Origin of the sequence: Butyrivibrio sp. TB (assembly GCF_900110805.1) — a bacterium.
In the GTDB taxonomy this organism is placed as follows: Bacteria; Bacillota; Clostridia; order Lachnospirales; family Lachnospiraceae; genus Butyrivibrio; species Butyrivibrio fibrisolvens_C.
In genome coordinates this window covers 1-14,858 of record NZ_FOER01000030.1, presented here as the reverse complement: position 1 = coordinate 14,858, position 14,858 = coordinate 1, and the positions used below count along the sequence as shown (strand labels likewise).

Sequence of the window (14,858 nt, the reverse complement as noted above, 5' to 3'; positions counted from 1 at the left end):
ACATCTATATGCCTAATATATGCAACCAGCGTTACATATTGCCGGACATCTCAAGTTTGATCAGGTTGTTCATCTCTACTGCATATTCAAGCGGAAGTTCCTTGGATACAGGATCTGCAAAACCTGATACTATCATAGCTCTTGCATCCTCTTCCTTGATACCGCGGCTCATGAGGTAGAATACCGCATCATCGCTTATACGACCAATCTTGGCTTCGTGTCCTACATCTGCATCGTTGGTACGAATATCCATTCCGGGGATCGTATCTGATCTTGACTTGGAATCAAGCATCAGTGAATCACAGGAGACAACAGCCTTGGAATGCTTGGCATCTTTATTGATAGTTACTGAACTTCTGTAAGTACCGATACCGCCGTCTTTACTGATGGACTTGGTGCTTATAACAGAAGAGGTATACTTACCGATATGAACTACCTTGGCACCTGTATCCAGATTCTGACCTTTACCAGCAAAGGTGATACCTGTATATTCCATTCTGGAATGATCACCCTGAAGGATTGTCATAGGATAAAGGTATGAAGTATGTGATCCAAAAGAACCTGATACCCATTCCATTACACCGCCTTCTTCTACAAGAGCGCGCTTGGTGTTGAGGTTGTACATGTTCTTGGACCAGTTCTCAATTGTCGAATAGCGAAGTCTTGCATTCTTGCCTACAAAAAGCTCAACGCATCCTGCATGAAGATTGGCAACATTATATTTAGGAGCAGAGCATCCCTCTATGAAATGAAGATCAGCACCCTCATCTACAATGATAAGTGTATGCTCAAACTGTCCTGCACCAGCCGCATTAAGACGGAAGTATGACTGAAGCGGTATCTCGACTTTGACTCCCTTGGGTACATATACAAATGATCCGCCGGACCATACTGCGCCATGAAGTGCAGCATACTTGTGATCTGTAGGAGGTACGAGCTTCATGAAGTGCTCTCTTACCATATCAGCATATTCGCCGTGAAGAGCGCTCTCAAAATCTGTATATACAACGCCCGAAGCAGCAACCTCTTCCTTGACATTATGATATACAAGCTCTGAGTCGTACTGGGCTCCAACACCTGCAAGAGATTCTCTCTCTGCCTGGGGGATACCAAGCTTTTCAAATGTATTCTTGATATCATCAGGAACATCTTCCCAGTTGCCCTGCATTCCTGTCTTCGATTTTACATATGAAGAGATAAGATCCATATTGAGTTCGCTGGTATCAGGACCCCAATTAGGCATCTGCATATTGTTGTATATATCAAGACATTTTAAGCGAAACTCTCTCATCCATTCCGGATCATTTTTTTCCTTAGAGACCTTCTCAACTATCTCTTTAGTAAATCCGGCCTCTTCGCGGTAAAAGTCTTTATCTGTTTCTACATCTTTAAAGTCGTACATTGACTGATTGATATCAGCAACAGACTTCTTTATATCATCGAACATATCAGTCCTCATTCTACGGCAGATCTTATATCTGCCGGCTCTGTGTTATCTTAATATCAAAAGATAATAGTAACCATATATCTAAAAGGTCCATGATCTCAGGCCCTTGGATATTAACTGTCACCTTTTAATCAACTATCACTCTTTAATAAAACGCTCAAATCCGTTAGCGTTGATCTCATCAACAAGTGATCCGTCTCCGGATGCAACAATCTGACCCTTTACAAGGACGTGAGTGTGATCAACATGAAGTGATTCAAGGATCTTGGTTGAGTGAGTGATGATGATAAGAGCACCGTTCTCTCTCTTCTGATACTCTTCAATTCCCTTGGATACTGTACGAACAGCATCTACATCAAGTCCTGAGTCAGTCTCATCAAGAATTGCAAGGCGGGGGCTGAGCATAAGGAGCTGAAGGATCTCTGCCTTCTTCTTCTCACCGCCTGAAAATCCTACGTTAAGATCACGGTCAGCATATGAAGGATCCATATTGAGAAGCTCCATAGTTGACTCGAGAAGCTTCTTGTATGCAAGGAGCTTGATAGGCTTGCCTGTCTGGGCGTGGATGGCATTCCTTATAAAAGCTGAAAGTGAGATACCCGGAACTTCAAGAGGATTCTGGAATGACATGAACATTCCTGCAGCTGCTCTCTTATCTGTAGAAAGATTAGTAATATCCTGTCCGTCAAAAAAGATCTTGCCTTCATCTACTACATAGCTTGGGTTGCCCATAAGGGTGTTACCAAGTGTAGACTTACCGGCACCGTTAGGTCCCATGAGTACATGTGTCTCACCGGGATTAACACTTAAGTTTAATTTATGCAGGATCTGCATCTCATCAACAGAGACTGAAAGATCACTAACCTGCAAAAGATTCTGTTCAGACATTGTTTCACGTCCTTTCTATATTTAACAAATAATAATTACAAAATATCCTTTATGTGTTTTCCTAGGTACTTACTAGGAATTAACTATAACACTACTAAAATATCCTGACAATACACAGAGAAACATTTTATAAAATTTTCACCAAAAAAGCAACTTGTTATACACGGCAAACAAGCTTAATTTAGGGTATTTCAGGTTACAGTGAAGGGAGCAGCATCCCCAAATAATTTGCAGGTGCAGGCGGGAAGTATATGAATAATCCCAGCGCTGTTAATCGTTTTATAATTCATGGCATGATATCCTGAGCTTTTTATTCTGGGGTCCAAACTCGCTTCGCTCAAACATGTGGACCCCTGGCAGAATAAAAAGCTCCGGATATCACGCTCATGAATTTTATAAAACGATTAAAAAGCGCTGGGATTATTCATATTCTTCCCGCCTGCACCTGCAAATTATTTGTGGATGCTGCTTCTTTCAAACCGTAAATTCTTGAATAAACTCAGGATACTTAACCTTGTAGCCAAAAATTTCTTAGTGTAAAATCACAAGATTATTCCTAATATTTTGCTGCTTAGGAAGATTGAGGTGATCTTGTTGTGGTAGGTTTTGAAAACGGTCATGACTTCTTCATCGCTGGAGGAGGTCATGTCTATGTGCATTTCTGCTGGAGTGAGTGGCATAGAGGCTGTTGAAGAGTTTTTTGATTCTATGTGAAGCTCTATGTTGCCTATGCGGCTTCCTGCATTGAAGGATATGACTGTCTCATCTTTGGTATTATCTTCTGATCTTGTGGTTGTTATCAGGGCTTTTGTGGTGTTTGATTTATCACAGGCGGTTATTTCTGTTGTGCCGTAGGATAGGCCCAGGTGGGATGCGGTGGATTCGGGGGTTTCTGAGGGAGTTTTTAGTATGCTTATATATGAATCGTCCAGAGTTGCTGACATGTACATGGCTCCCTTAGATGCTTTTTCACAGGTCAATACTATGTTGGTGCCGTTACATATAAAGGAAAGATTAAGGGCTCTTCCTGTGCCGGTATTGTCGCTTATAACAGACCAGGTAAATGCACTGCAGGAAAGGTTTGTAGCAATCTCCTTGGCCTTATTTTTTAGGCATCCGTCTTCGTTTACAAGGAGAGTCTCTATATCTAGTACAGTATCGCTTTTATCAGATATATTTCCTAATATGTTATGGATGTAGGTTCTGGCGCTTTCATGGGTATCCATATAGTCACATAGGTCATATAGCATATTCTCAAAATCATCTGCTGATGGCTGGCAGGTATAGGTGGTACCTGATATTGTCTCATCAACGTGTTCAAGATGGAGGTTATCACTATATGTAGCGGTGACATTGTCCTTGGTAACGGCTGTTAATATGACATCTAAGATATTCATGAATTCGGAATCTTCTATACTTGTGTTGTCCGTATGTGAATCATTTGTATCTGTACTACTAGTGGCCGAGCTTTCTGTATTAGCATTTTGATCATCAGCTGCATCATCTAAAGGCTGGGGATCAGCACTTTCCTTGGCAGGATCTTGGGATGCATCTTCTGCATTACTAGTTGCTGCCAGCGAGATACCGGTGGTAGTCTCAAAACCGTTTATAAACTGCTCTTTGGTAAGATCATAGTAATACTCGCTTATGGAAGGGCTGTATAGTCCTGCTGTATCACCTTCAATATCAGCATATAGACTCAAGGTCTGTGACCCATTTTCCGTAATAAATGCATTGATTAGCGCTTCGCTATTATTTTTATCGTAATGGATCTTAAGATCAAGGCTGGTATCCTCTAACACGGTCTGAAATTCCGGATTATCAGACTTGGCCCATATTAAGATGTCGGTATCTGTATCAGGAATCTCCCTGCCTGTAAACATAGCTTCTAAAAAACCATCTCCGCTTCCTTGCACGATACTAGCAGCAGTCTGCGGCATAAGGTCCTGATTGACTGACAGGAACTCTTCTCTACTATCAATAGTTATATTGCCCTTATCATGTGTCTTATCATAGTAGATAGCGGCGCCTCCACTGACAATAGAAAGGCAGGTTATAGCCGCAGTTAGTGTGGTTACAATTTTAGAATTCATGTTTCGTACCTCTTTGTAATTATTAATGACAGCGCCTTCGTTATTGCCTTTATATATGAGTTATGCAATAACGAAGGTACCAAGACCCTATCGCCTCTAAATCCTCCTTTTAAAGGCGCGGTGCAGATAGGTCTATGCTTCCCCCAATAATCTTTTTAGGAATAGGCAGACCTAGAAGAACATATTTTTGTGCGTTTCTTGCAAACACAAAAAGCATTATAAAATATAAAAAAATGTTTGTGTTAATTTCCGACGAAACGTCATTTTTGCAGAGCAAAATCGAAGTATATTTGTTCTTTTTGATTTTTTAGTTCCCGTTTGATTTATCTTCTATTCTAGTTTTTGCTAATACTGTACTTTGCTTAGTTTCCATTTTTCAAAAAAGCAATCATTATCGTAAATACATCAGCATTTTTATTGTTAATGCGTTTATAAAATGACAGTTTTTGCTGGGGAATTTTTTGGAGATTATTTTATGAATTAATTTCGAAAATAATATTGTAGAAAGATTTAAGTTAGTGCTTGACATAACCCTGACACTTTACTAAAATAATCATTGTGCCGCGCAGGTGTAGTTCATTGGTAGAACACCAGCCTTCCAAGCTGGATAGGTGGGTTCGATTCCCATCACCTGCTTCTAAAACCCTCAGGTCTTACCTGAGGGTTTTTTTGTTAAACAGGTGGGATCAGGCCTTTGAGCCCGATCCCACCTGTTCTTATCTGATAGTCACTTTACTTATGATGCTTTTTTTACTTTCTGAGCTCTCTGAGCATTTTGGATATCGGCAAATATCTGAGATATGATCTGAGCGTTTTCTTTCTGGCCCGGAAGATTTTTACCACCTCTTTCAGTCATTGTAAGCCTATACCTTACCAACTCTGAATTTTATGAAAACATCAAAAAATCATCATGCGAATCTAGTTGCAAATCATTTGCATTTAAATCAAAAGTGTGATATATTCTCTTTGCTCAAAATATATTTCGCAAAACCTAATGCAAATATAGCAGTATTTTTTATCATGACTAAAAGGAAAAGTTTGAAAATGTTTTATTTTCGAGGGAGTTAATTAGAAGTTACCTCCTCAAATTGGTGCCGCGAGCTCCACCGATTTGAAACATTAGTCACTTTATTAGCTCGCGACATGAGGTTAACAATGGAATTATTAGTAGATGTAATCTTAGATACAGTGATAGATGGAGTGAAGATCCTTCCATTTCTATTTATAACATATCTTCTCATGGAGCTTCTGGAAAGGCATACTATGGACAAGGCTGGTGATATTGTAAGAAAAGCCGGAAAGTCCGGTCCCTTATGGGGAGCTGTCCTTGGAGTACTGCCTCAGTGCGGATTCTCAGCCGCTGCCTCTAACCTATATGCAGGCCGTGTTATAACAGTTGGAACCCTGATCGCCATATACCTTTCTACATCCGATGAGATGCTACCTCTTATGATATCTGAAAGGGTTCCTGTTACTACAATCCTTCCCATTCTGGGTCTTAAGGCTCTGGTTGGAATCATAGCAGGATTCATTGTGGACTTTGCAGCCAATAAGACTAGGAAGATCCGCCACCAAGGAAGAGAAGATTTCAGAATAGAAGAGCTCTGCGAGCGTGAACACTGTCACTGCGAAGACGAGGAAGAAGGAAGCATCTTAAAATCCGCTTTTGTACATACTGTTCATATCTTCTTATATCTTCTGGTTCTTACTTTTATACTCAATTTCATAGTTGAGCTTATAGGTGAAGAGGCTATTATGTCAGTAATTACCGCTAATCCTCTGCTGGGGCACATTGTAGCAGGCATAATAGGTCTTATCCCTAACTGCGCTGCTTCTATAATCATAACCGAGCTGTACCTTGGCGGAATGATAACAATGGGAACTATGATGTCAGGATTATTAGTAGGTGCCGGAATCGGTCTACTTATCCTGTTCAGAGTCAATCCTGAATTCAAGAGAAATCTCCATATCACTGGAATTCTCTATGTTACAGGTGTATTCTTCGGAATACTTATTGATCTTATTTTGTAATAATTGTATCGCAGAGGATTCACAAGTCTTCTTGATATTTTAATCATATGAGGTCTATAAATCTTCGTGGCGTTATTAATCGTAAGAGATCTATAAATCTTCGCGTTTTTTATTTTAATGAGGTTGAATATGTCTTGCAAAATACATGCTGAAACCGTTGAACGTCAGATGGAACGCAACTGGCCAGAGGGAATCAAAAAGACAAAGCAAAGACTTGATATATATCATATTCTTGCAGATGCTGTTAAACCACTGACTGCAACTGAGATATATGAGGAGCTTAGCAAAAAAGAAGGCGGAAACAGCTACGCATTTTCCACTGTATACAGGTGCCTTCAGACTTTTGAAGATGCAGGTATCCTTACTAAGTCAACTGCCGTCACCAGTGAAAATGCCATGTACGAGCTGCGCCTCGCCCAGCACAGGCATTATGCCATCTGTCTTAAGTGCAAAGAACGCTTCCCTCTAAGGACATGCTTCCTTGGAGATCTAAACAAAATGCTCCCTGCCAACATGGACGATTTCGAGATCACAGGTCACCAGCTTGAAATATACGGCTACTGCGCAAAATGTAAGTAACTAAACCTTCCCACTTGGACGGGCCTGCCCCAGCAAAGACTTTGGGGATGCCGGCCCGTCCAAGTGAGAAGGTTGCGTAGTATATCAGATTCTTGAAAGGCTAAGTGGTAGCTCTAACGAGTGTGATGTAAGAAGTTCTTTATCTCGTAATATCACATCAGTATCACCATCTGCGATAATCCTGCCATCATCAAGTAAGATGGTACGTTTGCAGGTATCCATTACGAAGTCGAGATCATGGGATGTTATTATCTTTAGTGCTTTTATTTCATTTAGTATATTAATAAGATTCCTTCTGTTGCGGGGATCTAGGGCAATTGAGGGTTCGTCCATGATTATGATGTCGGGCTCCATGGCAAGGATCGTGGCTATTGATGCAAGCTTCTTCTCACCGCCTGACATCTTATAGGTCTGTTTGTGCCTTAAGTGTTCTATGTTAAGGAAGGAGATTGCATCATCTACTCTCTTTTGAACTTCATCTTCAGAAAGGCCATAGTTCCTGGGGCCAAAGGCTATGTCATCTTCTACTGTTGACAAAAAGAGCTGGCTGTCAGAATCCTGAAACACATAGCCAACATGCTCTCTTATGTGATTAAGATTGGCAGGAACGACTTCATGCCCAGCTACTATAAGCTTACCTGTATATCCGGTATTTAGTCCTACAAGGAGCTTCATAAGAGTTGACTTACCTATACCGTTAGCACCTATGATTCCTATACTTTCACCATCCGTAGCTGTAAGGTTTATGCCTTGAAGGACGGGAGTTTCGTTGTCATAGCTAAAGGATAGATTTTCTATTTTTAGTATCTGTCCGTGTATACCTGTTTTCATTAATAATCTCCAAATAATAGGCTTTGATCATGCACAAAAAACATTCTATGATGAAGACCCTTAGTTATATACGCAATTTTCAATACACTCTTTACTTCTTTTTATACAAAAATCCGAAGTTTGATAATCACCCAAATACATATCCATACAAGAGGATATATGATATCCAAGGGTCTTACAGCTTTATGCTTAAAAGAAAAATCGCCCTTAAAACCTCTAAGAAGCATGCTCTCATAAACAAGCTCTGCCTTATCTATACTGCGAAGAAGCCATTGGCCCACAAGAGTCCCCCAAGCTTTATAATGAATCCCTTTCTGCGAGGGAGCTCTCAGTTTGTAAGCTGTTGTAATCCTGTCCGCTTCCTGTGCCATAACATCGAAGTACCTGTATATGAGCATTATGACAATCACTATGATCCTGGGAATCTTTATACATCTAAGTGCATAACAGATATCATCTATGGATGTTGTGGCTATTAGTATGTACGCCGCAAGAACTGTGTAAAAGCCCTTGATTATAAGCGTGATCATAGATAAAAAGCCGCCTGATACATTGATGCTACCTATAGTTAATACTATCTCCCTGTCAAAAAAAGGATTAAAGATACCTACAAATAACACAAGCGGCAGGATGATCCTCATTCTATACAGGGCTTTCAAAACAGACAACTCTCCTATAAGGAAGGCAAAAATAAGATATACAGCCATAAGTATCAAAGGCGTAATATCGTATTTGCCAAAAGAGGTTACTAAAAATATGTATATAACGCAAACTAGCAGCTTCCCCAAAGGATGAAGGTCATTCATCCAATGGGTACGCTGCTGCAGATCCTGAATGCTATTTAGTTCCTTAATATTTTTTTCAATTGAGCTCATTTATTATATGAATCTAAGCACATCCATGTACTTTTGAATATTGAATCCCTAGGCACCTTAGGTTAATTACTTGTGCCTGTTTTTTTCTTGAAAAACTTAAAAGCGTAGCAGGCACCGACTGTAATAAGTACAACTACCAGCGCTCCTACAATACCCGAAAAGCTTGTACCAATTGCAGATTCACTGCCTTTAAAGGCATAATCAGGAAGAAGAGATGTAGCTTCCTGAACTTTGGCTGCTGCATCATATGCTCCGCCTACAGCTTCAAGCTCAGCAGTTCCTGCAACCTTCTCCATGGACCATTCTAACCCATCAGGGAAGGATGAAGCAAATAGTGAAACAACACCGCCGCAAATAGCTGCAGCTACTGCAAGTACAGCGATTGTAGGTCCAAAAGAAAGCCTGCCCTTAACTGTCTCATCATTTGAAGTACCCCATAAAAGCTCTGGTCTTGCTTCATGTACAAAAACAAGGACAGCTGCTGTGATAAGGCCTTCTACAAAGCCTATCGCAAGATGTATAGGCTGCATTGTTGCAAGAAATACTGTAAATGGAAGCTCAGTAACACCTGATAAAAGTGTCTCTATCGTAACAGAGAAGGCTCCCATCTGCAGTGTCAGAACGCAGCCTATTATAGAAGCTGCTATTATCCTGCCTCTTGTTGCGCCTTTTTTCATAATAGGACGCCAGATAAGAAGGGCGCCTACAAAGCATCCGTAGAATGCCATATTCCAAATGTTGCAGCCAAGTGCCAGAAGCCCTCCGTCTGCAAATAGCAGGCATTGGACGAGCAATACCCCTATCATAGTTAAAAATCCCGCATACGGCCCAAGGAGAGCTGAAAGCATCATTCCTCCGCACAGATGTCCTGATGAACCGGTCCCCGGTATGGTGAAGTTGAGCATCTGAGTAGCAAATACAAAAGCTCCCATAACGCCCATCACCGGGATCTTCTTAGGATCATTTTCTTCTCTTACTTTCTTGACAGAAAGTCCTGCCACTGTCGTTGATAATACATACATAGTTCCTGCAACCGCCGGAACTACAAGCGCGTCTGCCATGTGCATAGTCTATACCCCTTATTCTCTTATTACTTTAAAATCGCACAAGCCCAAATGACTTGTGCAACATTTAATCTCATATAAGTATAAGAGGTAGCCAAAGATACCCACAAGCCCCCCTGGGGGTTATAAAGTAAGATTTTGATCACCTTTTTCTAAGACGCCATTTTTTAGTCATAATATCATCATCAATCTCATATACTTCTTATTTGGAAAACCTGGCAACAAATCTTATGATATTATCGCCATCTCTAAGAGCTTCTATGCTTCCGCCATGAGATGTCACTATCGCTCTTGCAACAGACAGGCCTATGCCATATCCGCCGCTTTTCCTGTTCCTTGATGTGTCTGCTCTGTAGAACCTGTCAAAAAGCTTGTCCAGATCCCCTTCAGGAATATTGTCACAGGTGTTACGAACTTCTAATTCTATATGCTTGCCTCTTTGAAGCCTGACTTCAATACTCCCTTTTTCCGAAGAATACTTCATGGCATTATCTATAAGAAGTGATAATAGCTGGGTCATGGAGTTTTTATCACCTTTAATATGAATGCCATCTTCTATATCAGTTGTATATTTCTTCCCGGCACTTTCTGCAACTGCTTCAAAGCTTCCGGCTGTCTCAAGACATATACTGCTAAGATCTATATCTGTAAAAACAAGCCTGACATTCTCTTCTTCCATGCGGGATAGCGTCAACATCTTCTGGATAAGGTCTGTCATTCTCTTTATCTGATTCTTGATGCTAATGGTCCACTCGCTCTTACCATTATCAAGCTCTATAACATCCACACTCGCTGATATGACTGCAAGAGGGGTCTTTAGTTCATGACCTGCATCGGTTATGAATCTTTTCTGCTTTTCTAGAGATTCTACTACAGGGGATACCGCATGTCCTGACATAATCCATACCAGGATGAACATGGCAAGAAGACATGCCAGCATTAGAAGGAATGTGTTTCGAAGAAGTTTGATGGCATTGTACATATCCGAGCTGCAGTCTTTGAACAGCAGTAGTGTATCTCCGTTATCAAGGCTTCTCACATAATATCTGTAGGTGGATTCGTAGCCCTTGGTCTTAGATGAAGCATAAATGCTCTCTGCCATCTCTCCGGCTGTCTCTTCCAGAATAGATGCTATGTGGCCTGTATCAATCTCTTTAACCTTTCCACTATCGTCGATCTTGACCCAGAAATATCTTGTAGAGAAGGGAGCTTCAACATTTTTATTATAGGAAAAGATATCCCTGCCACGCTCCTCACTCTTAGGAGCCGGAGGAGTAGACGATTCCTGAGCAGAATTCATAGTCTGGGATGAACCATTAGAAGGATCACTTTCCATGATTGACGCTTCTATGCCCGCGACTTTCATCTCGTTCATAGCCTGGCCAGGGCCCATCTCAGGAAATGTTCCATCGTTATCTGCCAGGATCTTAAGAATATCGTCAGCACTTTTTGTAAACTCTACGAAATTGGCCACGTTGATGACACTTATAAGCACAAGAAGTATTACAAGAAGTGCACTCATCGCTGTTATTACGAACTTTCTACGAAGTTTACTAACCATATAGCCCTTTCCGCTTAACTGATCAAACTACACTACATGCCGCTTTTTTCAAAAATCAGAATATATAAGTCCAGCCTTGCCGGCTTTTAATAAGTGATTCTAAGACTATTTACTCATCCTTCTTCTCGTGGATTGAATAGCCAACGCCCCTTGATGCCTTAATCTCAGCGCTAGATCCAAGTGCTGTCAGTTTCTTCCTAAGATTAGAGATATAGACCCAGACTACGTTGATATCAGCTTCTCCATCAGACCAGATCCTGTCCATGAAATTGTCAACAGATACAACTCTTCCGGGAGATGTCATGAGCATCTCCATCATCTGGAACTCTCGTCCTGCAAGGCGTATGCTGTCATGCTCCGGAGTAGACAGTTCGTATGTATTACGGTCAAGTGTAAGATTCCCACAAGATAATGATGGCTGTGAGAAGTCTGATCTTCTCCTTGTCATTGCACGGATTCTTGCAAGAAGCTCTCCCATATCAAAGGGCTTAGTAAGATAATCATCTGCTCCAAGATCAAGTCCTTTGATCTTATCATCCACATCACTCTTGGCTGTAAGAAAAAGGACAGGGGTAGTGATACCTTCTTCTCTTAATCTTTTAAGTACCTGGGTTCCTTCCATACCAGGCATCATGATATCAAGTATTATCCCGTCATATTCGCCGGAAAGCCCATAGTCAAGGGCTTCTTCACCATCATATACAGCATCGACCGTATAGCTTGAGTGCTTAAGTATTGCAACAAGAGCATTAGAAAGCTCTTCTTCATCTTCTGCAAGTAACAGACGCATAGTGGTACTCCCTTCGTTTTTACATATTATAACAAAATTTGAAAATTAGAGCATTGCATAGCTGTGCAAGCAGGACAAGTATATGTTTTCTTGAATTATACTTTAAACAATATATAATGAGTAAGGTGTCAAAAGTTCCTTTTGATATCAATTGGGATTTGAAAATGGAACACTTGTAAACTTAACCTAATGTCACAACATCAACTACCACTCGAAGGAAAGGCATCAGTCTATCATGAACACATCATCTACTAAGGCTATCGATAATATTATCGGCAAAGAAATCTCTCTAGGTCACATATCCGGTGCAAATGTAATGATCACTCATAAAGGCAATATACTGTACCAAAACAGCTATGGTCTTGCAGATATCGAGAATAACATACCTATGAAAGAAGATACTATCTTCCGTATGTTCTCAATGTCCAAGATGATCACATCAGTATGCGCCATGATCCTCATGGAAAGGGGCGTGATAGACCTTTTCGATCCTGTCAGCAAATACCTTCCGGGATTTGAAAACCAGAAAGTCTGGACAGGAAAAGGGGAAGAACTTGAAGATGTAAATAGACCCATGATCCTTAAGGATCTTCTCAATATGACAAGCGGTCTTACATATCCTGAAGAAAACAACTATCCTACTGCATGCTCTACAGCTCTGTTTAATGAGATGGACGCTTCTCATGCAGCTGGAAAGCTCATAAGCACTGTCGAATTCGCAAACAAGATAGGCAGACTACCTCTTGAGTTCCAGCCGGGAGCACGCTGGAGATATGGAACAAGTGCTGATGTTATGGGTGCTGTTGTAGAGGTTGCCAGCGGCAAGCGTTTTGGACAGTTCATTGAAGATGAGATAACCCGTCCGCTTCATATGCATGACACGGGCTTCTATGTACCTGAGGATAAGGTACATCGTCTTGCCCAGAAATACAGATTTTATGCAGATGGTGATAATGCTCAGCCGGTTTCTGTTATAGATTCTGTAAGTGGCAAGGTTAAGATCAAAGATGTGACAGGTAAGCTTGTAATAGAAAAAGGGCCCCATCTTGCTATGGAAGATACTATAACTAAAGCTCCGGCCTTCGAATCAGGGGGAGCTGGTATTGTATCAACTATAGGCGACTTTAGAAACTTCGGACAGATGCTTCTAAATGGTGGCACTTCTCAAGATGGAACCAGGATCCTTGGAAAAGAAACTGTTCGCTTCATGCGCACAAATCAGCTGACTCCTGAGCAGATCAAGACTACTCAGTGGGATAGTCTTCAGGGTTACGGATACGGTAACTTCAATCGTGTTCTTCTTGATCCTGCTGCCTACCAGACGAATGCTCCTGTGGGTGAGTTTGGATGGGATGGATGGCTTGGAACGTATATGACTCTGGATCCGTCCAATGACTTCATGTTCCAGTACTACATCCAGCTTGCGGATGCGGGTTCCATGGGACCCACAAGGCTCCTAAGACAGGTCGCATACGGAATGCTGTGATCTAGAGTGGAGGACGTATAATCGAAGCCTCACAAGGAGAGGGCAGCACATATATAATCGCCTCGCTTTAACCATTTTATAAATTCATGGCATGATATCTGAAGCTTTATATTCTAGGGGCTGAAACTCGCTTCGCTCAGACATGCAGCCCCTATGCAGAATATAAAGCTCCATCTATCACGCTCATGAATTTTATAAAATGGTTAAAAGCGAGGCGATTATATATGTTCTGCCCTCTCCTTGTGAGGCTTCGATTATACTGCAACAGCAAGTCGGTTACTCTTAATTATTCTGAAAATATTGCCTCAGATGGTTCAATACTAAATGACATAGTTTGGCCGGTTACCGGGTGCTTGAATGAAAGTTTATGGCTGCAGAGAGCTATGGCTTTGGGTGAGAGGTGGGCACTATCCGGGGGGATGGGCGGCGCGCCGTATCTTGTATCGCCTACTATGGGGCAGCCTAGGTATGCCATGGTGGCTCTTATCTGGTGGAAGCGGCCGGTTAAGAGGTGCACTTCGATAAGGGATCTATTATTATTCGAGCTTATTATTTTATATTCTAGTTTTGAGATTTTTTTATCTTCAGGATTTCCTAATGTCTTTAGTTCATCTGCGGGTAGTCCTGTTACGATTCTTGCATTTCCATCGGATTTTTTTATGATCTCATCTTCTATATAGATAGTTCCGTCTTTAGATACTTCTTTTTTTAAATGAATCTTGTCATCATTAGGAATTCCCTCTACTACAGCAAGGTAGCGCTTATCTATCCGGTTATCTGTAACCTGCTTTGAGAGGTTCGCAGCAGATTCCTTGTCTTTGGCAATAACAAGGATGCCTTCAACCGGCTGATCCAATCTGTGAATAAGGCCTACATAAGGCTCGCCGGTTAGTCTGACTTTATTCTTTCTTGCCTGTCTTACAAGATGGGTCTTTATAAGAGATACCAAATCTTTACTGCGAAGATCCGCTGATTGCGTCGCAGTTCCTGCGCTCTTAACACAGACTATTATATTGTCGTCTTCGTATATTATATGGTCTTTTTTATCCGGAATATTTAGCTCTGTATTTTTCCCTCTAGATATATCTTCCATAGCACCCTTCTTTCATACGTTTTTCGTCAACTACCCATCACCTAAAGGTAATGGGCTTGTAACTGCCCTGTGGTATGACGGATTACTCCTTCCACATTTAGTCGTTCAGCATTATTGCTA

At 41.2% G+C, this 14,858-nt stretch carries 12 protein-coding genes and 1 tRNA gene; 4 read left to right on the top strand and 9 right to left on the bottom strand.

What is annotated here, in order from left to right:
* Positions 1-31: 31 nt before the first annotated feature.
* From sufB to BMX21_RS16545, 3 genes are all read right to left on the bottom strand, one after another.
* Positions 32-1,447 carry a Fe-S cluster assembly protein SufB gene (gene sufB / locus BMX21_RS16555; RefSeq protein WP_092046039.1) on the bottom strand — a complete coding sequence of 472 codons (1,416 nt, stop codon included), beginning with the start codon at positions 1,445-1,447 and terminating at the stop codon, positions 32-34.
* 138 nt (positions 1,448-1,585) lie between these two features.
* Complete coding sequence (gene sufC / locus BMX21_RS16550; RefSeq protein WP_022755506.1) at positions 1,586-2,335, bottom strand: Fe-S cluster assembly ATPase SufC; 750 nt, start codon at positions 2,333-2,335, stop codon at positions 1,586-1,588.
* 542 nt (positions 2,336-2,877) lie between these two features.
* Positions 2,878-4,428, bottom strand: coding sequence for a hypothetical protein (locus BMX21_RS16545; protein WP_092046037.1), 1,551 nt, complete (start codon positions 4,426-4,428; stop codon positions 2,878-2,880).
* A 565-nt stretch (positions 4,429-4,993) separates the two neighbouring features.
* Between BMX21_RS16545 and BMX21_RS16540 the strand changes: the two genes are divergently transcribed.
* The 3 genes from BMX21_RS16540 to BMX21_RS16530 all read left to right on the top strand — a co-directional run bounded on the left by BMX21_RS16540 (position 4,994) and on the right by BMX21_RS16530 (position 7,038).
* A tRNA-Gly gene (locus BMX21_RS16540) sits at positions 4,994-5,064 on the top strand.
* Between the two features lie 519 nt (positions 5,065-5,583).
* Entirely contained in the window at positions 5,584-6,459 is an 876-nt protein-coding gene (locus BMX21_RS16535; RefSeq protein WP_027207216.1) for a putative manganese transporter, read from the top strand.
* A 129-nt stretch (positions 6,460-6,588) separates the two neighbouring features.
* Positions 6,589-7,038: a Fur family transcriptional regulator gene (locus tag BMX21_RS16530; RefSeq protein ID WP_022755502.1), complete on the top strand. Its 450-nt coding sequence runs from the start codon at positions 6,589-6,591 to the stop codon at positions 7,036-7,038.
* Between the two features lie 84 nt (positions 7,039-7,122).
* Here the strand turns inward: BMX21_RS16530 and BMX21_RS16525 are convergent, their stop codons facing one another.
* From BMX21_RS16525 to BMX21_RS16505, 5 genes are all read right to left on the bottom strand, one after another.
* Positions 7,123-7,869 (bottom strand): energy-coupling factor ABC transporter ATP-binding protein, encoded by a 747-nt coding sequence (locus tag BMX21_RS16525; RefSeq protein WP_022758619.1) that lies wholly within the window; start codon positions 7,867-7,869, stop codon positions 7,123-7,125.
* Between the two features lie 101 nt (positions 7,870-7,970).
* Positions 7,971-8,675 (bottom strand): cobalt ECF transporter T component CbiQ, encoded by a 705-nt coding sequence (gene cbiQ / locus BMX21_RS16520; RefSeq protein ID WP_242952948.1) that lies wholly within the window; start codon positions 8,673-8,675, stop codon positions 7,971-7,973.
* 131 nt (positions 8,676-8,806) lie between these two features.
* Complete coding sequence (locus BMX21_RS16515) at positions 8,807-9,811, bottom strand: energy-coupling factor ABC transporter permease (RefSeq protein ID WP_092046033.1); 1,005 nt, start codon at positions 9,809-9,811, stop codon at positions 8,807-8,809.
* Between the two features lie 199 nt (positions 9,812-10,010).
* Entirely contained in the window at positions 10,011-11,369 is a 1,359-nt protein-coding gene (locus BMX21_RS16510) for a sensor histidine kinase (protein ID WP_092046031.1), read from the bottom strand.
* Between the two features lie 109 nt (positions 11,370-11,478).
* Positions 11,479-12,159 (bottom strand): response regulator transcription factor, encoded by a 681-nt coding sequence (locus tag BMX21_RS16505; RefSeq protein ID WP_022755497.1) that lies wholly within the window; start codon positions 12,157-12,159, stop codon positions 11,479-11,481.
* A gap of 235 nt (positions 12,160-12,394) precedes the next feature.
* Between BMX21_RS16505 and BMX21_RS16500 the strand changes: the two genes are divergently transcribed.
* Entirely contained in the window at positions 12,395-13,645 is a 1,251-nt protein-coding gene (locus BMX21_RS16500; RefSeq protein WP_092046029.1) for a serine hydrolase domain-containing protein, read from the top strand.
* Between the two features lie 286 nt (positions 13,646-13,931).
* On the opposite strand, the gene BMX21_RS16495 is transcribed toward BMX21_RS16500, so the two are convergent.
* The gene (locus tag BMX21_RS16495) at positions 13,932-14,738 is read right to left on the bottom strand and encodes an RluA family pseudouridine synthase (protein WP_092046027.1); all 807 of its coding nucleotides are present in this window, start codon (positions 14,736-14,738) and stop codon (positions 13,932-13,934) included.
* Between the last annotated feature and the right edge of the window lie 120 nt (positions 14,739-14,858).